Raw genomic sequence first — 19,472 nt, forward strand, 5'->3', positions numbered from 1 at the left:
TCAGAACTCCGCCCAGACGCGGCTCATATGCGCGTCGATGATTTTCTGATAGGTGCCGTTTGCACGTATCTCAGCGAGGCCCTTTTCGAAAACGGCCAACAACGCCGGCCCGTCGGGATGCGATTTGTGAACGACCATGTGATTGCCATCGACCGAGATCGGCTGTCCCTGGGCCACGACGACACGGTCTTCAAGCCCAAGTTCCTTGATCTTGCCCCGCCCCAGAAACTCGTTCAGGACAACACCATCAACCTCTCCCTCCACCAGCAACCGCAGGCAATCGCCGGGGGATGCGGGCGTCTTGAGGGTGATCACCCCGTTCTTGAGCCAGTTCCGTCCATGCTGATCGAAAATATAGGTGGAGTATCCGGAGGGCCGGCACAGGGTCTTGCCCTGAATATCGGCGTCAGAGGTAAAGGCCATGGGCCGCGTCTTGTCGACAAAGAGCAGCATCAGCACTTCGAACATCGACTCGGAAAAGAGCAAGTTGGCACAGCGATAGGTCTCGGGGTCACTCTCGCAATCTGGCTTGAACCACGGAAACCCGATGTCCAGCAGCGCATTGGACAAGAGTGGTTCGTGATGCGCCGCCCAGTCATCGACCCAGTGAATGGCAAACCCCTGCTCCGGAGCGGCCGCCTCCATCGCGGCTTGCACCACCTCCGCAAGCATCCCGCCATTCGGCATGGCCTTATCCGTGAATGGCCAGAAATCGCCCCCCGTCAGGATGTTGATCTTGCGCCGGGTTGCGGCATTGCCGGGGGCCACAATCAATGGCGCGGCGGCGGCAAGCGTCGCCTCGGGGGCCGTGGTTCCCCCGTCCAGCCCGGTGGGCAAACCGTCGATACAGCGCAGCCGCAGCCGCATACCGGCCCGGATATTGTTTGGATTCTGGCCAATCTGATCCATGTTGGCAGAGTGGATGGCGGTCCACTTTCCGGCATCCTTGTATTGGCTATCCGCGATCAGCGAGAGACTGTCGCCGCGTTTCACGACGTAGTTGCCGCCACAACCCTGCGCTTGGGCTTGTCCGGCGAATACCCCGGCCAGCAGCAACACAACCCCACAAATAGCGCTCTTCATAATACAATCCCCCAGATAATGAGGGCACTAAGGCCAATCCGGCAGATTCGGTCAAGTCGTTTCCGCCCCGCCACGCCGCTTTGCGGGCTCAGTGCGGGCCACCCGACCCGGTCCGCGCCGCCAGTCGCAGCGCGTGGCTCGCATCCTGACTGACCGACGGCAATACCGGGTCATAGCTTGCCCGGATCAGCGCCCCGATCTCGGGCCGCAGCACAACGCCGCCCCCCGGCAGCACCGCCAGCGCCGAGCGGTCCTGAAACGCCCGGTCCGACCACAAGAGCACGCTTTGCACGATCTGGCTCAGCGCCAATGTCTCGGCGGGCACCGCGCTCAGATGCGCGTCCATCCGCAGGAACACAAAGCACGCCCGAATGGCCCCCGCCGGATCAAAGCGGAAAATCCGGTACTGATTGGCCTCCGCCGCCTCCAACCGTGCCACCAGCGGGCCAAGGTCCGGGATCAACCGATCCAGCCCCGGCACCTCTGGCAACTCCTTCCAGTCGCGAAAGAAAAAGAGCATGAGGTTCGCGCCCAGTTCCGGGTCGGTCTCGGCCATCTGATGCCCGGCCAAGGCCACCACCGCCTCGACCGCGCCCTTGATCACGCTCAGCGTCGCGTCATCGGTGCCGAACACCACCGGCACAATGGGCCGCCCCCAGCGGGCAAAGAGAAATTCCCCATCCGTGCGGGTAAAGAGCGCCGCGATCTCGTCGGGGGTCAGGGTATCGGTCATGGGCAGGTCTCCGGTGTTTGCGCCCATGTATCAAGCCGAGTTGTGTCTCGCAAACCCGTCATTCTTCTTGGCAAAAATACTCACCCTCAGCGCCTGCCGCCGGCGGGTCACTTGCCGAAAAGATCGCTCTGCCCTTTCGGCCCCGGTGCCGCCAGCCCCAGATGCGCCCAGCCGCCCTGCGCCAGCATCCGCCCGCGCGGCGTGCGTTGGATCAGCCCCTGTTGCAGCAGAAACGGCTCGATCACCTCTTCCAGCGCATCGCGGCTCTCGCTCAGCGCCGCACTGATAGTCTCGATCCCGACCGGCCCGCCCTGATACGCCTCGGCAATGAGGCGCAGATAGCGCCGGTCGGCGCCATCCAGCCCCAGATGATCCACACCCAGGCGGGTAAGAGAGGCATCCGCCAGTTCCCGGCTGATCCGTCCGCCCCCCTCGACCACGGCAAAATCGACCACCCGGCGCAAGAGGCGGCCCGCGATGCGCGGGGTGCCGCGCGCGCGGCGCGCAATCTCGCGCGCGCCATCAGGGTCGGTGGGGATGTTCAAGAGCTTTGCGTTGCGCGTCACGATCTCGTGCAACTCGTCGATCTCGTAGAATTGCAGCCGGGTGGGAATACCAAAACGGTCGCGCAGAGGCGTGGTCAAAAGACCCAGACGCGTCGTCGCCCCCACCAGTGTGAAAGGCTGCAACTCGATCCGCACGGTGCGCGCCGCAGGCCCCTCGCCGATCACCAGATCCAGCTCGAAATCCTCCATCGCGGGATAGAGCACCTCTTCCACCGCCGGGTTGAGGCGATGGATTTCGTCGATGAAGAGCACATCATTGCGCTCAAGATTGGTGAGGATCGCCGCGAGATCCCCAGCCTTGGCCAGCACGGGACCAGAGGTCATGCGAAACCCCACCCCCAATTCGCGCGCCATGATCTGCGCCAGCGTGGTCTTGCCCAGACCGGGGGGGCCGTGAAAGAGCGTGTGATCCATCGCATCCCCGCGCTGCCGGGCGGACTGGATGAATACCGCCAGATTGGCCCGCGCCTCGCGCTGCCCGATGAATTCGGACAGCGCCTGTGGTCGCAGGCTACGGTCCTGATCCTCGGGCAAGGCCGCGCCGCGCAATGTCGGGTCCGGTTCAGCCATGCTTTACCCTTTCGGCGCCAGCCGCCGCAGCGCGGCGCGGATCAGATCAGAGGTTGTGCCCTCGGGCATCTCGCCCGCCACCTGCGCAACCGCGCCCGCCGCCTCGCCGGGGGAATATCCCAGATTGGTCAGCGCCGACAGGGCTTCGGCCTGTGCGCCGGGACTGGGCGGAACGGGGGTGGGTGTGACCACCGCTGCGCTTTCAATCACCTCGCCTGCATCCGGCGCAGGCGGAGCGGCAGGCGATGCCGCCCCCATCGCCATCACCATCGGCACCTTGTCTTTCAACTCGTTGACCACGCGCTGCGCGGTCTTGGCCCCGATCCCCTTGGCCGCCGTGACCGAATGCCAATCTCCAATCGCGATCGCGCGCCCCACGCCCTCTGGCCCAAGCGCCCCCAGAATGGCGAGCGAGGCCTTGGCCCCCACCCCCTGCACGCTCATCAGCAAGCGGTGCCATTCCTTTTCCACCAGGGTTGGAAAGCCGAAAAGCTGCAAGATATCCTCGCGCACCAGCAAATCCGTGTAGAGCGCGGCCATCCCACCCACGCCCGGCAGCGCCGAAAGCGTCCGCTCTGAACAATAAACGAGATAGCCCACCCCGCGCACGTCGATCAGCACATGATCCGTGCCGCGATAATCAATCCGCCCGGCGACGCGCCCGATCATGCGCTGGCCCTCGCCACTGCACGCGCCAGCACATCGCCCGAGCGCGCGTGATGCGCGTGGCAAATCGCAATCGCCAGCGCATCCGCCGCGTCCGGCCCCGCCAGCACGACACCGGGCAATTGCACCTTGACCATATGTGCCACCTGCTCCTTGGCGGCATGGCCCACGCCCACCACCGTTTTCTTGACCGTGTTGGGCGAATACTCGCCCACAGCCAGCCCGTATTGCGCAGGCACCAGCAGGGCAATGCCGCGCGCCTGGCCCAGTTTCAGCGTGCCCGCTCCGTCCTTGTTGACAAAGGTCTGCTCGACCGCCGCCGCCTGCGGATCAAACCGGTGCAGAATGTCCGTGAGCTGCTCGTAGAGCGACAAGAGCCGCGCGGCGAGGTCCGGACCGCTTGAATGACAGATGCCGTTGGCCACATGGCTCAGCCGGCTGCCCTCGACATCGATCACACCCCAGCCGAGGTTACGCAACCCCGGATCAATGCCCAATACCCGCATCTCGCTGCCCTGCCCGTTTTGATTTTTCCCAGCATTAGCACGAAACGAGAACAGACACCAAGCGGAATGCGCGTTCACAAACTGCCTGTTTTGCCATCGCTGCGTTGCAGAAATGTCGCGCATCCACTTGGCACGCGACCATAGTGAAATCTAAAATCGTTTAAAAACAATATGCTTAAGCCTTGTTATACCCATGCATAAAATGCATAAGAACTATGCAATAAACTCGCCTTGCGAGAACGATAGGTGCGGATTACCTGCGGCTCAGAAACAGACACGCTCTGTCCCCTCATTCAATAGGAATAAAATCATGGCCGCTCTCGACAGCACCCGCTCTCACGCTTCTCACGCCGGTTTCGGCGCATTCTTTGCCCGCGCTTTCTCGGTTCTCGCCGCTTGGAACGAGCGTCGCGCCACCCGCGCCGCCCTGTCGCGTCTTTCGGACCGCGAACTTGACGATATCGGCCTTAGCCGTGGTGACATTGATCTGGTCGCACGCCAGATCTGATCTCGCCATGAGTTTCAAGCAATAAACCCGCGCCGGTCTGCACCGCGCGGGTTTTTTCATGCGTCAACGGTATAAGGCTCAGCGCAGGATCGGGCGCAGATAGGCCGAGAGCTTCTGGCTGACCGGATCGGATTGCATCACCACAGCCCCTGCCTGTTCGACAATGCTGCCCTGCGCCAATTGCGCCAACCGATCCTCATAGAGCGGTGCGCCCAGATGCGCGATGATCACAGCCTTGAAAAACGTAAAGCCCAGAACGAGATACAGAAGCCCACGCAGAGGAAGCCCGCTCTTGCGGCGCTTGGGGCGGAAAATGATCAGCCCATCCTTGCCGACCTTGCTCGCATATCCCTGCGCCAGTTTCGTGCGCTTGCGATCAATAGAGTTGAGGCGCGAGTCGAACTCTTGAAATGCGTCACTCATTTCGAAAAAATCCCGTTATCACGACCCCCACCGCGATGAGGAGAAGATAGGTCCGAAATGTGGCAAAACCAAGGCAGCGTTCGGGATCAGCCCTAATCCTGACGCATTCTATGGTTTTTCGACAGGGTCAGCGTGGTCCAGTCACCAATCTCTTCGCGATGCTCAACACTGTTTCCAAGCGCGCAATAAACGTCGCGCACCTCGTCGGCCTGTTCGTTCAAAATGCCCGAGAGAATCACCTTGCCCCCCGGCATCAACGCCTCTGTGATACCCGGTGCCAGCGCAATCAGCGGGCCTTTGAGGATATTCGCAAAGACCAGATCATAAGGCGCCGAAGCCTTGAGGCGCGGATGCTCCAGCCCTTCGGCCTCGATACAGTCCACCCGCCCCTCAAGAGCATTGGCCGTCACATTGGCGCTCGCCACTTCGATCGCCACCGCGTCGATGTCGCTGGCCAGCATCACACCGGGCCAGATCCGCGCCGCCGCCATCGCCAGAACCGCCGTGCCGCATCCCAGGTCCAGCACGGACCGCCCGACAAAGCCCTGACCCGCCAGCCGGTCCAACGCCTTGAGACAGCCCTGCGTCGTGCCATGGTGCCCGGTGCCAAAGGCCATTGCCGCCTCGATCAACAGCGGCTCGCATTCCTCGGGCACCTTGTCGGCATCATGGCTGCCATAGACAAAGAACCGCCCCGCCACTACCGGGGTCAGGTCACGCCGCACCTTGGCCACCCAATCCACCTCAGGCAATTCGGAAATGACAAAGGGCTTGGCCCCATGCGCCTTGGCCAAAAGCGCCAGCGCCACCTCGTCGGGGGCCTCTTCAAAATAAGCGCCAATCTCCCAGAGACCCGATCCATCCTCCATCTCGAACGATCCGATGCCGGTCGGTTCCGGCTCGAGATGCTCCAACGCTTCGGCCATCGCTTCGGCGTTGGCCTTTTCGGGAAGGGTGGTAAGGGCAGTATAGGTCGGCATTGGTTTTCCTTCTCGGAGGATCGGGATCATTCCGCGGGGGCGGGAAGAAACCGCGCAAAAATCGTCTCATTGCCCGGCTCTGGATGGCGCGGGATCAGCAGCGCAAGGCAGAACGAGATCCCCGCCATGCCCGCCGCGCCAAAGAACACGGCCGCAGGCGACACCAGCCACAGATACCCCAAGGCCGCAGGCAGGAACACCGCCGCGATATGGTTAATGGTAAAGGCAACGGCCGCCGTGGGCGCAATATCGCCGGGATCGGCAATCTTCTGGAAGTAGGTCTTGAGCGCCAAAGCCAGTGAAAACAGGATATGGTCGATCACATAAAGCGTCGCCGCCAGCACGACACCCCAGCCAAAGAAATAGATGCCGCCATAAGCCAGAAACACGATCGCCAATCCGGCATATTCAAAGAGCAGCGTGCGCCGCTCGCCAAAATGAAACACCGCTTTGCCCATCAGGGGCGCGAAAATCATGTTGACCACGAGGTTGATGAGAAAGAGCGCTGTCACCTCATGCACTTCAAAGCCGAATTTCTCGACCATCATGAAGCCCGCAAAGACGATGAAAATCTGCCGCCGCGCCCCGGCCATGAATTGCAGCGCATAATAGAGCCAATAGCGCCGCCGCAGCACCATCTTCTTGAGCTGCGGATTGGGGGCCTCGAACCGGGGATAGGCGACCAGGCAGAACACCGCGACCAATGCAGTAAAGCCGCCCGACACGAGATAAACGAAATTGTAGCTCAGATCGAACGCCTGCCAGGTCAGCACGATCAGCACATAGGCCACCAGCGTCGCCGCCGACCCGCCCGCCATCAACCAGCCCAGCATCTGCGGCGCGCGCAGTTTGTCCAGCCACTGCAATTGCAGCGACTGGTTCACCGTCTCGTAATAGTGAAAGCCGATGGAGCTGAGCATGGTGATCATCAGAATCCCGCCCAGTGTCGGGAAATGCGCCGTGATTGCGGTCGCCACCCCCAAAAGCAGCAAGGCAACCAGCGCCAGCACCTGCTCATGCAAGAACATGATCAAGACAATCACCCCGATGGCGAGGAATCCCGGAATTTCCCGCACCGTATGCAACCAGCCGATGTCAGAGCCGTTGAACCCCGCCACCTCGATCACGAAGTTATTGAGCAGCGCCGACCATGTGGCAAAGGCCACCGGCATGGCGGCAGCCATCAGGAACAGCAGCGCGACAGGTCGTCGCCAGAATGGCAGCTCTTGCGCTCTGCCCAAGGGAAATTGCGGTCTCATGACTTCCCTTTACGCCCAAGTCTCCGCCTTGGCGAGAGGCTGCGCCATGGTCCAATCGAAATCTTGAAAAGATTTCTACCCGCTTTCTTTTCAAGAAAGCGTCAATAAAAACTCTGCGGATCAATATCGACTGTAAGGCGCATCTGTGCGGGCAACTGCACCTGCGCGACCCACTCGGATACCGCCGCCTGCAACGCAGCACCCTTGGGGGCCTTGACCAGCAGCCGCACCCGGTGCCGCCCCCGGATACGGGCGATCGGTGCCGGGGCCGGGCCAAAGACCTGCGCCCCCACCGCCCGAATGGGCCCATCGCGCCGTGCAAGGGTCTCGCCCAGATCGAACACCGCCTGCATGTCGGGCGAGCTGAGAATGATTCCCGCCATCCGCCCAAAGGGGGGCACGCCCGCCTGCCTGCGGCCCTCGGCCTCGGCGCGCCAGAAACCCTCCTCGTCCCCGGCCAGAATGGCGCGGATGACGGGATGCTCTGGCTGAAACGTCTGCAAGAGGGCGCGCCCGGCGCGTTCGGCCCGCCCGGCGCGCCCCGCCACCTGCCGCATCAATTGAAATGTGCGTTCGGCGGCGCGCAGGTCAGACCCTTGCAAGCCCAGATCGGCATCAATCACCCCAACCAAGGTGAGCAGCGGAAAATTATGCCCTTTTGCAACCAGTTGCGTGCCGATGATGATGTCCGCCGCCCCTTTGGCAATCTCGACGATCTGCTCTTTCAAGGCCCGCGCCGAGCCGAACAAATCCGACGACAGCACCGCGATCCGGGCCTGTGGAAAGAGCGCCGCCGCCTCTTCCGCGAGCCGCTCCACCCCCGGGCCGACCGCCGCCAGTTTGCCCGTCACCCCGCAGGACGGGCAGGCTTCGGGCATGGCAGCGCTCTCGCCGCATTGGTGGCACATCAGCCGCTTTTGGAACCGATGCTCGACCATCCGCGCATCGCAATGCGGGCATCCGATCTGATGCCCGCAGGCGCGGCAAATGGTGGTCGGCGCATAGCCGCGCCGGTTGAGAAACAAGAGCGCCTGCTCCCCCGCCGCCACACGCGCATTGACCGCCGCCTGCAACGTGGGCGAAATCCAGCGGTTCGAGGGCAAGGTTTCCGCCCGCATGTCGATCGCCGCCAGGTCCGGCAACACCGCCTCGCCGAACCGCGCCTTGAGATCCAGCCGCTCGTATTTCCCCGCTTCGGCATTGACCCAGCTCTCAAGGCTTGGCGTGGCCGAGGCCAGCACCACCCGCGCCCCACACAGGCTTGCCCGCAAGACCGCCATGTCGCGCGCATGATAGAGCGCGCCATCCTCTTGTTTATAGGACGTGTCGTGTTCCTCATCGACCACGATCAGCGCGAGGTTCTGAAACGGCAGGAACAGCGCCGAGCGTGCGCCCACCACCATTTGCGCCCCCCCCTGCCCGACCATTTTCCACACCCGCCGCCGCTCGGTCATGGTGACACCGGAATGCCACTCTGCGGGGCGCGCACCAAACCGCGCTTCGACCCGCATCAGAAACTCTGCCGTCAGCGCAATCTCGGGCAAGAGGACAAGCGCCTGCCCCCCTTGGCGCAGCGCCTCGGCCACGGCCTCCAGATACACCTCGGTTTTGCCCGACCCGGTCACACCGCGCAGCAGGGTCGTTCCATAGCCCTGCCCGCGCAGACCCGCGCGCAAGTGCTCCGCCGCCGCCGCCTGATCCTCGGTCAGCGCCTTGGCCGGCAACTCGGGATCAAGCCGGGCAAAGGGCGTATCGCGCGGCGTGTTCTCTTCCAGCACGGCCCCCTGCGCCACCAACCCCTTGACCACAGAGGATGTCACCCCTGCCAGATCGCTCACCTCCCTGAGCGTGAAGCCCAGACCGCCATGATCGCGCAAGACCTCCAGCACACGCGCCCGCGCATCGGTCAGGCGCGCAGGGGCCGAAGCGCCCAGACGGTAAATCTTCTGCATCGAGGGCGGATCGCTCAGCCCCGGCGCCCGCGTCGCCAGCCGCAGCATCGCGGGCAGCGGTGTCAGTGTATAATCCCCCGCCCGGCGCAGAAATTCCTGCATCTCGCCGCGCATCGGTGCCACATCGAGCACCCGCCCGATGCTGCGCGCCTTCTTGAGGTCAAATCCACCGCGCCCCGGCCCCCAGACCACACCCAAGACCCGGCGCGGCCCCAGCGGCACCTCGACAAAGGCACCGGCCATGACCCCGCCCTCGGGGGCCAGATAATCCAGCGGCCCGTCCAAGGGCTGCGTCGTCAGCACGGCCACCAACGCCCCCTCGTCGTAAAAGTCGGGCAAGGCTTGGGTCAACGGGCGGCTCCTGTCGCAAGAGGGGTTTCGGCGGACGCCCCCATGAGGTAAACGCTTCGCCAAGCAAACCCAACCCGCCACAGAGGCCCCCCATGAAATTCTTTGTCGATACTGCTGAAACCGATCAGATTGCCGAACTCAATGCCCTCGGCATGGTCGACGGTGTGACCACCAACCCCTCGCTCATCCTGAAGTCAGGCCGCGACATTCTCGAAGTCACCAAAGAGATCGCCGAAATGGTCGATGGCCCGGTCAGCGCCGAGGTTGTCGCCCTCAACGCCGACGAGATGATTGCCGAAGGGCGCAAGCTCGCCGCCATCGCGGGCAATATCGCCGTCAAGGTGCCGCTCACATGGGACGGTCTCAAGGCGTGCAAGGTGCTCTCGGGCGAGGGTCACATGGTCAACGTGACGCTCTGCTTTTCCGCCAATCAGGCGCTCTTGGCGGCCAAGGCCGGGGCCACGTTCATTTCCCCCTTCATCGGGCGGCTGGATGACATCAACCTCGACGGGATGGAACTCATCGCCGACATCCGCACGATCTATGACAATTACGGGTTCGAGACCCAGATCCTCGCGGCCTCGATCCGCACCGTCAACCATGCCTTTCAGGCCGCCCATATCGGCGCCGACGTGATGACCGCCCCCCCCGCCGTGATCAAGAAAATGGCCGAGCATCCGCTGACCGATCAGGGGCTCAAGACCTTCATGGCCGATTGGGAAAAGACCGGTCAGAAAATTCTCTGACCAGCCTGGCGCAGATCAGGGGCACTCACGGGTGCCCCTTTTTCATGGTCGCGCGCACGCGGAGGGGCGCAGCCCCCGCTGAATGGCGCGGCCCGGACGCAACGCATTATAGTTAAACGAGGATTTCATGAAACGGTTTGCCCTTGCCCTTCTTGGCACGCTCACTCTCTGCGGGATGGCCCAAGCCCATAGCGTCAAGAATGACACGATCGAAGTCATCCATCCCCATATCAACGAGCCCTTCGCCGGGGCCAGATCAGCCGCCGCCTATATGGCCATCAGCAATGAGGGGGCCACCGCGATTCGCCTGATCGGCATAGAGAGCGCCGCGGCGAAAAAGATCACCCTGCACAACACCGAGCATGGCAGCGACGGTGTCGCCCGGATGCAGCCGGTTGCAGGGATCGAGATTCCGGCAGGCGAGACCGTGGTTCTGGAACCAGGCGGGCTGCATGTGATGCTGATGGGCCTGACCGGCCCGCTCAAGGAAGGGGATATGGTACCCGCCACCTTCCATTTCGAACCTGCGGGGCCGATTGCGGTCGAGTTCATGATCGACCCGGCGGATGGGGCGGACCATTCCAAGATGGGTCACTGACCCCCCCTGTTGGGCACCAGCACTTTTCCTCCGATCAGGCTTCTGTCGCCCCGGCCCCGAGGCGGCGCTTCTGATCTGCATCGGCGAGGTTCCGGGTCAAGCCCGGGGCGGTTTTGATTGGGCGCGACACGTCCCTGACGAAAAAGAGGGGGCACAGGGCCCCCTCAAGTCTCGCGGATCGGGTGTCATTCACTGCCCGACTGTGGTTGTTGCCTGCTTCCGATCCGCGTCCGGGGCGAGCGCACCCGCCCCGTGTAAGTAAAGGCAAACACAAGAAACTTTATCTTGCGACACCTAATCTTAAAGCACTCTAGCGAAGACCCTTTACTTTCAGCGCACTTTAAACTTGCTAAGCGCTATTTCTATCATCCTGTCTGTGACGCCAAAGTAATTAGCCGTCTTTTCTACATCACGAGCAAACAGCGAGAAAGCTGCACTAAGCGCGCCATCTCCAAAAAGCAGAACATCAGCGAAATCATTCGCTTCGCGTTCCTTAATTTGATCGAAGTAGAACTCTTCATCGCTCCTGCTAAGTAGCATGGGGTCGGCAAGCGGGTCTGATCGGTCAATATGAAGCAAAAAGTGGCCAATCTCGTGAAGAAGCGTGAACCGTCTACTCCGAACATCATGCGATCTGTTTATCTCAACCGCGTATCCGCTATCGGAAAACGGATCTGATACTAGCCGCCCTGCCATACCTCTTGGCAAATCAACTTGGTGGACATCTAGACCGAGTTGCTCCGCCAGATGCTTAACTGAGACAGCCTTTCCACTACGGAAGGGTGCTAAATTAAAGTTTCTGAGAGCATGGAGCAGCTGCCCATCAGGAGGAAGTCGTCTGAACAGGTCTCGAAGCGTTCTCATAAAACTTCTCCTCAGCTACACCCGCTCGTGGCACCACAGGTGTTGCACTTCATGCAGGTGCCGTTGCGCACCAGCGTGTAGTTGCCGCATTCGCCACAGGCCTCGCCCTCGTAGCCCTGAAGCCGCGCCTTGGTGCGGGCGTCCATGCTGACCGAGCCAGAGGCGACCGCCGTCGTCGTGGTCATCGCCGCCGAAACGGTGGCCGTCTCGGGCACCAGCGTGGCCAGCATCGTCATCGGGTCCATGCCATCGCCCGAGGCCCGTGCCATGGTCTGACCGCCCTGGAACACCACCAACTCCTGCGGCAGACGCTTGCGCAGATAACCGGTCGAGCTGATCTGCTTGAGCACCTCCAGAGAACGGCTCGCAGCTTCGCCCGACATCTCCTTGATATTGCTCACACCTTCCTCTTCACCGCGGCCCAGATCGTCAAAGGACGCGCCCGAGGGTTTGACATGCGCCAGATCGGTGCGGTCCAGATAGCTCACCGCCAGTTCGCGGAAGATATAGTCGAGGATAGAGGTGGCATTCTTGATGCTGTCATTGCCCTGGACCATGCCCGCCGGTTCGAACTTGGTAAAGGTGAAGGCGTCGACGAATTCCTCCAACGGCACCCCGTATTGCAGGCCAACCGACACCGCGATGGCGAAATTGTTCATCATCGCACGGAAGCCCGCACCTTCCTTGTGCATGTCGATGAAGATCTCACCGAGCTTGCCATCCTCATATTCGCCGGTGCGCAGATATACCTTGTGCCCGCCGACAATCGCCTTTTGCGTATAGCCCTTGCGCCGCTCGGGCAGCTTTTCGCGGTGCGATTTCTGGATTTCCTTGATGATCACCTTTTCGACGATCTTCTCGGCCAGCACCTGTGCCTTTTGCTGCGGCGTGCCGGATTCCAGAATATCGGCGGCCTCGTCATCATCCTCGACCAGACTTGCCGCGAGCGGCTGGCTCAGCTTCGATCCATCACGGTAGAGCGCGTTGGCCTTGACGCCCAGGGACCACGACAGCTCATAGGCCTTCTGGCAATCCTCGATGGTGGCGTCATTGGCCATGTTGATGGTCTTGGAAATCGCCCCCGAGATGAACGACTGCGCCGCCGCCATCATGGTGATATGGCTCTCGACGCTGAGATAGCGCTTGCCCTTCTTGCCGCAGGGATTGGCACAGTCAAAGACCTTGTAATGCTCCACCTTGAGATGCGGTGCGCCCTCGAGCGTCATCGTTCCGCAAACATGGTCATTGGCCACTTCGATATCGCGCTTGGAATAGCCAAGATGCGCGAGCAGATCGAAGGTCGGATCGTTCAGCTTTTCCGCCGGTATCCCCAGCACATTGGTGCAGAACTCCGTGCCAAGCGTCCACTGGTTGAACACGAAGCGGATATCGAACGCCGAAGCAAGGGCCGCATCCACCTTGGCCAGCTCATTGGGGCCAAACCCGTGACCAATCAGCGACGTGTGGTTGATCCCCGGCGCGTTGCCGATAGTGCCATGGCCCACAGCGTAGCTCACGATTTCCTCGATCTCGGCCGATCCATAGCCCAGCGTTTCCAGCGCAGCCGGAACCGACTGGTTGATGATCTTGAAATAGCCCCCGCCCGCCAGCTTCTTGAACTTGACCAGCGCAAAGTCCGGCTCGATCCCGGTGGTGTCGCAATCCATCACGAGACCGATGGTGCCCGTGGGCGCGATGACCGACGTTTGCGCGTTGCGATACCCGTTCTTTTCGCCCAACTTGAGCGCCTCGTCCCAGGATGCCATCGCCAGGTCGATCAGCCGCGCATCGGGGCAATTCTTGTGGTCGAGCGGCACGGGTTTCACCGCCAGCCCCTCATACCCCTCGGTGGCCCCATAGGCCGCGTTGCGGTGATTGCGGATCACGCGCAGCATATGTTTGGCGTTGCGCTTGTAGCCGCCAAAGGCGCCCAATTCGCCAGCCATCTCGGCGCTCGTGGCATAGGCCACGCCGGTCATGATCGCCGTCAGCGCCCCGCAGAGGGCGCGGCCCTCATCGCTGTCATAGCCCAGCCCCATGTTCATCAAGAGGCCGCCGATATTGGCATAGCCCAGACCCAGGGTGCGGAACTCGTAGCTGAGCTGTGCAATCTCCTTGGACGGGAACTGCGCCATCGTCACCGAGATTTCCAGCGTCACGGTCCAGAGGCGTGTCGCATGCATATAGGCGTCGGCGTCAAACTTGCCATCCGCGTAGAACTTCAACAGGTTCATCGAGGCCAGGTTGCAGGCCGTATCGTCGAGGAACATATATTCCGAACAGGGGTTGGACCCGCGGATTTCGCCATCTTCCGGGCAGGTGTGCCAGGCGTTGACCGTGTCGTGATACTGAATCCCCGGATCGGCGCAGGCCCAGGCCGCATGACCCACGTCTTCCCACAGATCGCGTGCCTTGATCGTCTTGGCGACCGAACCATCGGTGCGGTTGATCAGCGCCCAATCGGCATCCTCGCGCACCGCCTTGAGAAAGGCGTCGGTGACGCGGATCGAGTTGTTCGAATTCTGGCCCGAAACTGACGCATAAGCCTCTGAGTCCCAATCGGTGTCATAGGTCGGGAATTCAATGCTCTGATAGCCTTGCCGCGCATAATCGAGCACCCGCTTGACGTAGGTCTCAGGGATTTGCACCTGCTTGGCACTGCGAATGGCAGCCTTGAGTTGCTCGTTCTTCTTGGGATCGACAGAATCTTCGGAACTGCCATCCCAGGCCCGGATCGCGGCAAAGATCTGGTTCAGCTTCTGCTCGTGCATCTTCGACCCTGCGACGATGCTGGCAACCTTCTGTTCTTCCTTGACCTTCCAGTTGATGAATTCCTGGATATCGGGGTGATCGGCATCACAGATCACCATCTTGGCCGCCCGTCGCGTGGTGCCGCCCGACTTGATCGCCCCAGCCGCACGGTCGCCGATCTTCAGGAACCCCATCAGGCCAGACGACTTGCCACCACCCGACAGCTTTTCCCCCTCGGCGCGCAGGCTGCTGAAATTGGTGCCCGTGCCAGAGCCGTATTTGAACAGACGCGCCTCACGCACCCACAGGTCCATGATCCCACCGTCGCCCACCAGATCATCCTTGACCGACTGGATAAAGCAGGCATGCGGCTGCGGATGCTCATAGGCCGAGCTGGATTTGGTCAATTCGCCGGTCTGGAAATCGACGTAGTAATGCCCCTGGCTCGGGCCGTCGATGCCATAGGCCCAGTGCAGGCCGGTGTTGAACCACTGCGGGCTGTTGGGCGCCGCCATCTGGCGCGCCAGCATATAGCGCATTTCATCGAAATAGGCGCGGGCGTCGGATTCCTTGGTGAAATAGCCGCCCTTCCAGCCCCAATAGCACCACGCCCCCGCGAGCCGGTCAAACACCTGCTTGGCACTTGTCTCGCCACCAAAGCCGTCATTGTCGGCCGCCGGCACCGAGCGCCACAGGAATTCGGGCACGCCCTCTTCCTTGACCTTTTCGATCCGGTTCGGGATGCCTGCCTTGCGGAAATACTTCTGCGCGATCACATCGCTTGCAACCTGGCTCCAGCCGCGGGGCACTTCGATGTCATCCAGCCGGAAAACCGTCGTGCCATCCGGGTTACGGATTTCGGAACTCGTGGTCACGAATTCGAGCGCTGCATAGGCGTCTTGTCCGGCGGTGGTGAATTTTCTTTCGATCTTCATCTCTTCTGCCCCATCGCAATCGTTTTATGGCCTTTTGGCCCAGTGTGATCTTCAGGCGTCTGGCCTGATGTGAGTTGGTCGTTTCCCCATGGACGGCGGCGATCAGGCGTTGCGAAACGCCGTCTGGCCCTGCCGTGCGGAGTGGTCACTGTCTGGTCGTCCTGAGTGTCGGTGTCATGTCCCCGCCGGGGCGAGCCACTATATGTTGTGGCCTTTCTGCCCGCTCACACAAACTGACGTATATTGCCCTAGGCGGTCAACGAAAACTTTTCGGATTTTGGCAGAAAAAATGTTTGACTATGTCTCAGGTCGCGCCCCCTCGATCGCGGACGTGATTCATCCACAGGCGCCCCCTCGAAGAACCCGTTATTTCCGGCACATTTGCCGGGCGTAGCTATGACAGTGGTTGAACTTTCGCGCTGTGCCTGCCCGCGGGCGAATGCACAGAATTCAGGCAAAGCGACCCGCTAATTCGGGGCTCATGCGTGCGAAGAAGGAAAGAAATGGTCGGGGCGGCGAGATTCGAACTCACGACCCCCTGTACCCAAAACAGGTGCGCTACCAGACTGCGCTACGCCCCGGACCGTGCGTCTCCATACTGGTGATTACCCAGCTTGAAAAGCCAAAAACCGGCCTCGTGACGTATTATTGGCTTTCGGCGCAGGGCCAGGCCGCCTTGCTCTGATCGATCGCGGCATGCCGCATGGTCCAACCTTCACGAATGCCGATCTTGCGCGCCAGACCACCGTTGATTTCGAGCACTGCCAGAATGTCATCGCCACCGAAAATCGGCGACTCGTCCAGCGGCTGCGCCTCGTGATGCACTTTCTTCACGGTGCCTGTCTCGTCCATGAAAATCATGTCGAGCGGAATCAGGGTGTTCTTCATCCAGAAACCCACCGGCTGCGGCTCGGGATAGACAAAGAGCATGCCCGCGCTCATCGACATCGTCTCGCGATTCATGAGACCCTGCGCACGCTCGGTCTTGTCATCGGCCACCTCGACACGGAAACGTGCGGTGCCGGCATCGCTGCGCAGCATCACCACGTCTTCGCGGCAACTTTCAGCCGCTGCCGTGCTTGCCAGACCGGCAAGCACGACGGCCGCCATCACTCGGATACTTTTACCGCCGTTTCCCATCCACACACCTCGGTTGCCATTCGCCCCCTTTTACCATCAATCACGCGAATTGCCAGCGCCTCGCCGGGCTGAACATCCGCAAGACCGGAGCGGCGCAGAACCTCGATGTGCACGAACACATCTTCTTCCCGACCAAAGGTATTGGCAAAGCCAAATCCCTTGCCCTTGTCGAACCATTTCACCCGGGCCGGTTGCAGCGGCGCGTTGCGAATGATCTCGGGATCAATCTCGTCGAGATCGGCAAGCCCCGTGTGTTCTAGATCATCCGGCGGGCTGATCACATGCACCGCAACGGCCTGACGACCGCGCTCGGTCTGCTGCACGTCCAATTCCACCCCGGCGCGATCCGCAACCGAGCTTTGGCCAAAGTTCCGAAGAACATTGGCATGAAGCAAAATATCCGGGCCACCCTCATCGGCGATCACAAACCCAAACCCTTTGACAGGGTCAAACCACTTAACACGTCCCTTCACTCTGCGAATATCATCATCCTGTGTCGTCACTTTTTTCCTACCTAACAGCCTTCATCCCCAAGACTGCGTAACACTTGCTTTAAATTCGCCCCCGCTTGCAAGCAGTTAATATTATTAATTTTCAGCGCCTTGCATTTCACGCAACGTGAAATTCATGGGTTCAGACGTTGAATTTTCCAGCTTTGGCCTATGTCCGGCCGCCTCCAGACAAACCGATCATGCAGCCGAAAAGCCCCGTCAGCCCAAAATTCTATTTCGACAGGGGCGATCTTGAATCCGCCCCAAAATGGCGGGCGCGGAGGATTCGGCCCTTTCTGCGCCGTGATCTTGGCCACCTTCGCCATCAGCGTCGCCCGACTGTCGAGCGGCTGCGACTGCTCCGAAGCCCAGGCGCCAAGACGGCTCTTGAGCGAGCGCGAGGCATAATAGTCATCCGCGCGCACGCCCTCTTCTCGACTCACCATACCACGAATCCGCACCTGACGACGCAGGGATTTCCAGTGCAACACCATCGCCGCCTTGGGATTGGCCGTCAGTTCCCGCCCCTTGGCGCTGTTGTAATTCGTATAGAAGATGAAGCCGTCCTCGGAGATCTCCTTGAGCAGCACCATCCGCACATTCGGCATGCCATCGGCGTCCACCGTGGACAACGCCACGGCATTGGGATCGTTCGGCTCTGATTTCTCGGCCTCGGCCAGCCAGCCCCGTGCAATCTCGAACGGGTCATCCCCTGCAAATAGTCCGTCGCGTTCCATGACCTTCCCTTGATGATGCCTGCCGGATTTGGCCGATATGTTTCGATATGTTTCAAACTAGTGTTCTGGACGGCATTTGACACCCTGCTTTCGAAAATGACCAGCCCTTGATGCAATCCCCCCAATCGCCTAAAGGTCAGAAAAATCTGATGGTCGGGGGCTGGGAATGTCGAACAATCTGATGGCGGGAAAACGCGGGCTGATCATGGGGCTCGCCAATGACAAATCAATCGCCTGGGGCATTGCCCGCGCTTGCGCCGATGCCGGCGCGGAACTGGCCTTCAGCTATCAGGGCGATGCGCTGAAAAAGCGGGTCGATCCTCTTGCCGCTGAACTGGGGTCGACCATCGTTCTGCCCTGCGACGTGGGCAACATGGCCTCGGTCGACCAACTCTTTGTCGATCTCGGCGCCCATTGGGACAGCCTCGATTTCGTGGTTCACGCCATCGGCTTTTCCGACAAGAACGAATTGCGCGGGCGTTACGTCGACACCAGCCGCGACAATTTCCTGATGACGATGGACATCTCGGTCTATTCCTTTACCGCCGTGATGCAGCGCGCGGAAAAGATGATGGGCGAAGGCGGCTCGGCCCTGACCCTCACTTATTACGGCGCGGAACAGGTGATGCCGCATTACAATGTCATGGGCGTCGCCAAGGCAGCGCTCGAGGCCTCCGTCAAATACCTGGCCGAAGATCTGGGCAAGGACGGCATTCGCGTCAACGCCATCAGCGCCGGACCGATCAAGACGCTCGCCGCTTCCGGCATCGGCGACTTCCGCTATATCCTGAAATGGAACGAGCTGAACTCGCCGCTGCGCCGCAACGTGACCATCGACGACGTGGGCCGCTCCGCACTTTACCTGCTCAGTGATCTGGGCTCTGGCGTGACCGGCGAGACGCTGCATGTCGATGCAGGATACCATATCGTCGGCATGAAGGCGGTAGACGCCCCCGACATCGACGCCAGCGGCGGACGCAAGGAACAGGAATAATGACCCTCGCCGCCTTCCTCGCAATCTGCGTCCTGCACCTCATGGCAGCGATCAGCCCCGGACCGGCGGTCTTGATGGCCGCGCGCACCGGCGTGACAGAAGGGCTGCGCACCGGCACCTTTCTGGCCATGGGCATCGGCCTCGGCGGTGTGATCTGGGCCGCGGCGGCGCTCTTTGGCCTGGGTCTTGTGTTCGAGGCCGCACCGGCCCTGCTCTGGGCGCTCAAGATCATCGGGGCCGCCTATCTGATCTGGATGGCATGGGGCCTGTGGCGCGATGCCGACCGCCCGCTCGACATGGGCGCGGAAACGCGCCTGCCCCGCTCTGCCGCCTCGGCCTTTCGGCTGGGAGTGATGACGCAACTGGCAAACCCGAAACCGGCGGTGCTCTTTTCCGCGATTTTCATCGGCACCGTGCCTCCCGGCACCTCGCCCTTGATCTTTGCGGCGCTGCTTGCTGTGGTGTTCCTGAACGAAACGCTGTGGAATATCCTCGTGGCGCGCATCTTCTCGCTCGAGCGTAGCCGCACCGCCTATGTCAGCCTCAAATCCATCCTGGATCGAACCTTTGGCGGGCTTTTGGCCCTGCTTGGCATCAAGATCGCGAGCACCTGAAAGGA

At 61.2% G+C, this 19,472-nt stretch carries 19 protein-coding genes and 1 tRNA gene; 5 read left to right on the top strand and 15 right to left on the bottom strand.

Annotated features, from left to right (window positions below; translation table 11 throughout):
- The 5 genes from MVC20_RS06505 to ruvC all read right to left on the bottom strand — a co-directional run bounded on the left by MVC20_RS06505 (nucleotide 1) and on the right by ruvC (nucleotide 4,124).
- Nucleotides 1–1,083, bottom strand: coding sequence for a transporter substrate-binding domain-containing protein (locus tag MVC20_RS06505; RefSeq protein WP_297539567.1), 1,083 nt, complete (start codon nucleotides 1,081–1,083; stop codon nucleotides 1–3).
- Between the two features lie 88 nt (nucleotides 1,084–1,171).
- Complete coding sequence (locus MVC20_RS06510; RefSeq protein ID WP_297539569.1) at nucleotides 1,172–1,843, bottom strand: hypothetical protein; 672 nt, start codon at nucleotides 1,841–1,843, stop codon at nucleotides 1,172–1,174.
- An 80-nt stretch (nucleotides 1,844–1,923) separates the two neighbouring features.
- Nucleotides 1,924–2,952, bottom strand: coding sequence for a Holliday junction branch migration DNA helicase RuvB (ruvB, locus tag MVC20_RS06515; RefSeq protein ID WP_297539571.1), 1,029 nt, complete (start codon nucleotides 2,950–2,952; stop codon nucleotides 1,924–1,926).
- 3 nt (nucleotides 2,953–2,955) lie between these two features.
- Nucleotides 2,956–3,621: a Holliday junction branch migration protein RuvA gene (gene ruvA, locus MVC20_RS06520; RefSeq protein WP_297539574.1), complete on the bottom strand. Its 666-nt coding sequence runs from the start codon at nucleotides 3,619–3,621 to the stop codon at nucleotides 2,956–2,958.
- The gene (gene ruvC / locus MVC20_RS06525) at nucleotides 3,618–4,124 is read right to left on the bottom strand and encodes a crossover junction endodeoxyribonuclease RuvC (RefSeq protein ID WP_297539576.1); all 507 of its coding nucleotides are present in this window, start codon (nucleotides 4,122–4,124) and stop codon (nucleotides 3,618–3,620) included. The genes ruvA and ruvC overlap by 4 nt, the downstream gene beginning before the upstream one ends.
- A 310-nt stretch (nucleotides 4,125–4,434) precedes the next feature.
- Here ruvC and MVC20_RS06530 point away from each other — a divergent pair, with 310 nt between their 5' ends.
- Entirely contained in the window at nucleotides 4,435–4,632 is a 198-nt protein-coding gene (locus tag MVC20_RS06530; protein WP_297539578.1) for a DUF1127 domain-containing protein, read from the top strand.
- A 78-nt stretch (nucleotides 4,633–4,710) separates the two neighbouring features.
- Here the strand turns inward: MVC20_RS06530 and MVC20_RS06535 are convergent, their stop codons facing one another.
- The 4 genes from MVC20_RS06535 to MVC20_RS06550 form a co-directional block, all read right to left on the bottom strand.
- Entirely contained in the window at nucleotides 4,711–5,055 is a 345-nt protein-coding gene (locus MVC20_RS06535) for a hypothetical protein (protein WP_297539579.1), read from the bottom strand.
- A gap of 92 nt (nucleotides 5,056–5,147) precedes the next feature.
- Nucleotides 5,148–6,035, bottom strand: coding sequence for a 50S ribosomal protein L11 methyltransferase (locus MVC20_RS06540; protein ID WP_297539581.1), 888 nt, complete (start codon nucleotides 6,033–6,035; stop codon nucleotides 5,148–5,150).
- 26 nt (nucleotides 6,036–6,061) lie between these two features.
- The gene (locus MVC20_RS06545) at nucleotides 6,062–7,294 is read right to left on the bottom strand and encodes an MFS transporter (RefSeq protein ID WP_297539583.1); all 1,233 of its coding nucleotides are present in this window, start codon (nucleotides 7,292–7,294) and stop codon (nucleotides 6,062–6,064) included.
- 101 nt (nucleotides 7,295–7,395) lie between these two features.
- Entirely contained in the window at nucleotides 7,396–9,597 is a 2,202-nt protein-coding gene (locus MVC20_RS06550) for a primosomal protein N' (protein WP_297539585.1), read from the bottom strand.
- 92 nt (nucleotides 9,598–9,689) lie between these two features.
- Between MVC20_RS06550 and fsa the strand changes: the two genes are divergently transcribed.
- Both fsa and MVC20_RS06560 read left to right on the top strand, forming a co-directional pair.
- Nucleotides 9,690–10,343, top strand: a complete 654-nt coding sequence (fsa, locus tag MVC20_RS06555) for a fructose-6-phosphate aldolase (RefSeq protein WP_297539586.1) — start codon at nucleotides 9,690–9,692, stop codon at nucleotides 10,341–10,343.
- Between the two features lie 127 nt (nucleotides 10,344–10,470).
- Nucleotides 10,471–10,941 carry a copper chaperone PCu(A)C gene (locus MVC20_RS06560; RefSeq protein WP_297539588.1) on the top strand — a complete coding sequence of 157 codons (471 nt, stop codon included), beginning with the start codon at nucleotides 10,471–10,473 and terminating at the stop codon, nucleotides 10,939–10,941.
- Between the two features lie 330 nt (nucleotides 10,942–11,271).
- Here the strand turns inward: MVC20_RS06560 and MVC20_RS06565 are convergent, their stop codons facing one another.
- The 6 genes from MVC20_RS06565 to pdxH form a co-directional block, all read right to left on the bottom strand.
- Nucleotides 11,272–11,805 (bottom strand): ImmA/IrrE family metallo-endopeptidase, encoded by a 534-nt coding sequence (locus MVC20_RS06565; RefSeq protein ID WP_297539590.1) that lies wholly within the window; start codon nucleotides 11,803–11,805, stop codon nucleotides 11,272–11,274.
- Between the two features lie 11 nt (nucleotides 11,806–11,816).
- Nucleotides 11,817–15,491: a vitamin B12-dependent ribonucleotide reductase gene (locus MVC20_RS06570; protein WP_297539592.1), complete on the bottom strand. Its 3,675-nt coding sequence runs from the start codon at nucleotides 15,489–15,491 to the stop codon at nucleotides 11,817–11,819.
- A gap of 504 nt (nucleotides 15,492–15,995) precedes the next feature.
- Nucleotides 15,996–16,072, bottom strand: a tRNA-Pro gene (locus MVC20_RS06575).
- A 64-nt stretch (nucleotides 16,073–16,136) separates the two neighbouring features.
- Nucleotides 16,137–16,601, bottom strand: a complete 465-nt coding sequence (locus MVC20_RS06580; RefSeq protein ID WP_297539594.1) for a DUF192 domain-containing protein — start codon at nucleotides 16,599–16,601, stop codon at nucleotides 16,137–16,139.
- Nucleotides 16,601–17,113: a cold shock domain-containing protein gene (locus MVC20_RS06585; protein ID WP_297539724.1), complete on the bottom strand. Its 513-nt coding sequence runs from the start codon at nucleotides 17,111–17,113 to the stop codon at nucleotides 16,601–16,603. The genes MVC20_RS06580 and MVC20_RS06585 overlap by 1 nt, the downstream gene beginning before the upstream one ends.
- Nucleotides 17,114–17,256: 143 nt before the next feature.
- The gene (gene pdxH, locus MVC20_RS06590; protein WP_297539596.1) at nucleotides 17,257–17,859 is read right to left on the bottom strand and encodes a pyridoxamine 5'-phosphate oxidase; all 603 of its coding nucleotides are present in this window, start codon (nucleotides 17,857–17,859) and stop codon (nucleotides 17,257–17,259) included.
- Nucleotides 17,860–18,025: 166 nt separating this feature from the next.
- Between pdxH and fabI the strand changes: the two genes are divergently transcribed.
- Together fabI and MVC20_RS06600 are read left to right on the top strand one after the other, a co-directional pair.
- Complete coding sequence (gene fabI, locus MVC20_RS06595) at nucleotides 18,026–18,853, top strand: enoyl-ACP reductase FabI (protein ID WP_297539598.1); 828 nt, start codon at nucleotides 18,026–18,028, stop codon at nucleotides 18,851–18,853.
- Nucleotides 18,853–19,467, top strand: a complete 615-nt coding sequence (locus tag MVC20_RS06600) for a LysE family translocator (protein WP_297539600.1) — start codon at nucleotides 18,853–18,855, stop codon at nucleotides 19,465–19,467. The genes fabI and MVC20_RS06600 overlap by 1 nt, the downstream gene beginning before the upstream one ends.
- The last annotated feature ends 5 nt before the right edge of the window (nucleotides 19,468–19,472 follow it).

This window comes from Roseovarius sp. (genome assembly GCF_027019125.1).
GTDB lineage: Bacteria > Pseudomonadota > Alphaproteobacteria > Rhodobacterales > Rhodobacteraceae > Roseovarius.

Excerpts from the sequence above, each read along its gene's own strand:
- MVC20_RS06505 (WP_297539567.1), bottom strand. The coding sequence starts at position 1,083 with ATGAAGAGCGCTATTTGTGGGGTTGTGTTGCTGCTGGCCGGGGTATTC.
- MVC20_RS06510 (WP_297539569.1), bottom strand. The coding sequence starts at position 1,843 with ATGGGCGCAAACACCGGAGACCTGCCCATGACCGATACCCTGACCCCC.
- ruvB (WP_297539571.1), bottom strand. The coding sequence starts at position 2,952 with ATGGCTGAACCGGACCCGACATTGCGCGGCGCGGCCTTGCCCGAGGAT.
- ruvA (WP_297539574.1), bottom strand. The coding sequence starts at position 3,621 with ATGATCGGGCGCGTCGCCGGGCGGATTGATTATCGCGGCACGGATCAT.
- ruvC (WP_297539576.1), bottom strand. The coding sequence starts at position 4,124 with ATGCGGGTATTGGGCATTGATCCGGGGTTGCGTAACCTCGGCTGGGGT.
- MVC20_RS06530 (WP_297539578.1), top strand. The coding sequence starts at position 4,435 with ATGGCCGCTCTCGACAGCACCCGCTCTCACGCTTCTCACGCCGGTTTC.
- MVC20_RS06535 (WP_297539579.1), bottom strand. The coding sequence starts at position 5,055 with ATGAGTGACGCATTTCAAGAGTTCGACTCGCGCCTCAACTCTATTGAT.
- MVC20_RS06540 (WP_297539581.1), bottom strand. The coding sequence starts at position 6,035 with ATGCCGACCTATACTGCCCTTACCACCCTTCCCGAAAAGGCCAACGCC.
- MVC20_RS06545 (WP_297539583.1), bottom strand. The coding sequence starts at position 7,294 with ATGAGACCGCAATTTCCCTTGGGCAGAGCGCAAGAGCTGCCATTCTGG.
- fsa (WP_297539586.1), top strand. The coding sequence starts at position 9,690 with ATGAAATTCTTTGTCGATACTGCTGAAACCGATCAGATTGCCGAACTC.
- MVC20_RS06560 (WP_297539588.1), top strand. The coding sequence starts at position 10,471 with ATGAAACGGTTTGCCCTTGCCCTTCTTGGCACGCTCACTCTCTGCGGG.
- MVC20_RS06565 (WP_297539590.1), bottom strand. The coding sequence starts at position 11,805 with ATGAGAACGCTTCGAGACCTGTTCAGACGACTTCCTCCTGATGGGCAG.
- MVC20_RS06570 (WP_297539592.1), bottom strand. The coding sequence starts at position 15,491 with ATGAAGATCGAAAGAAAATTCACCACCGCCGGACAAGACGCCTATGCA.
- MVC20_RS06580 (WP_297539594.1), bottom strand. The coding sequence starts at position 16,601 with ATGGCGGCCGTCGTGCTTGCCGGTCTGGCAAGCACGGCAGCGGCTGAA.
- pdxH (WP_297539596.1), bottom strand. The coding sequence starts at position 17,859 with ATGGAACGCGACGGACTATTTGCAGGGGATGACCCGTTCGAGATTGCA.
- fabI (WP_297539598.1), top strand. The coding sequence starts at position 18,026 with ATGTCGAACAATCTGATGGCGGGAAAACGCGGGCTGATCATGGGGCTC.
- MVC20_RS06600 (WP_297539600.1), top strand. The coding sequence starts at position 18,853 with ATGACCCTCGCCGCCTTCCTCGCAATCTGCGTCCTGCACCTCATGGCA.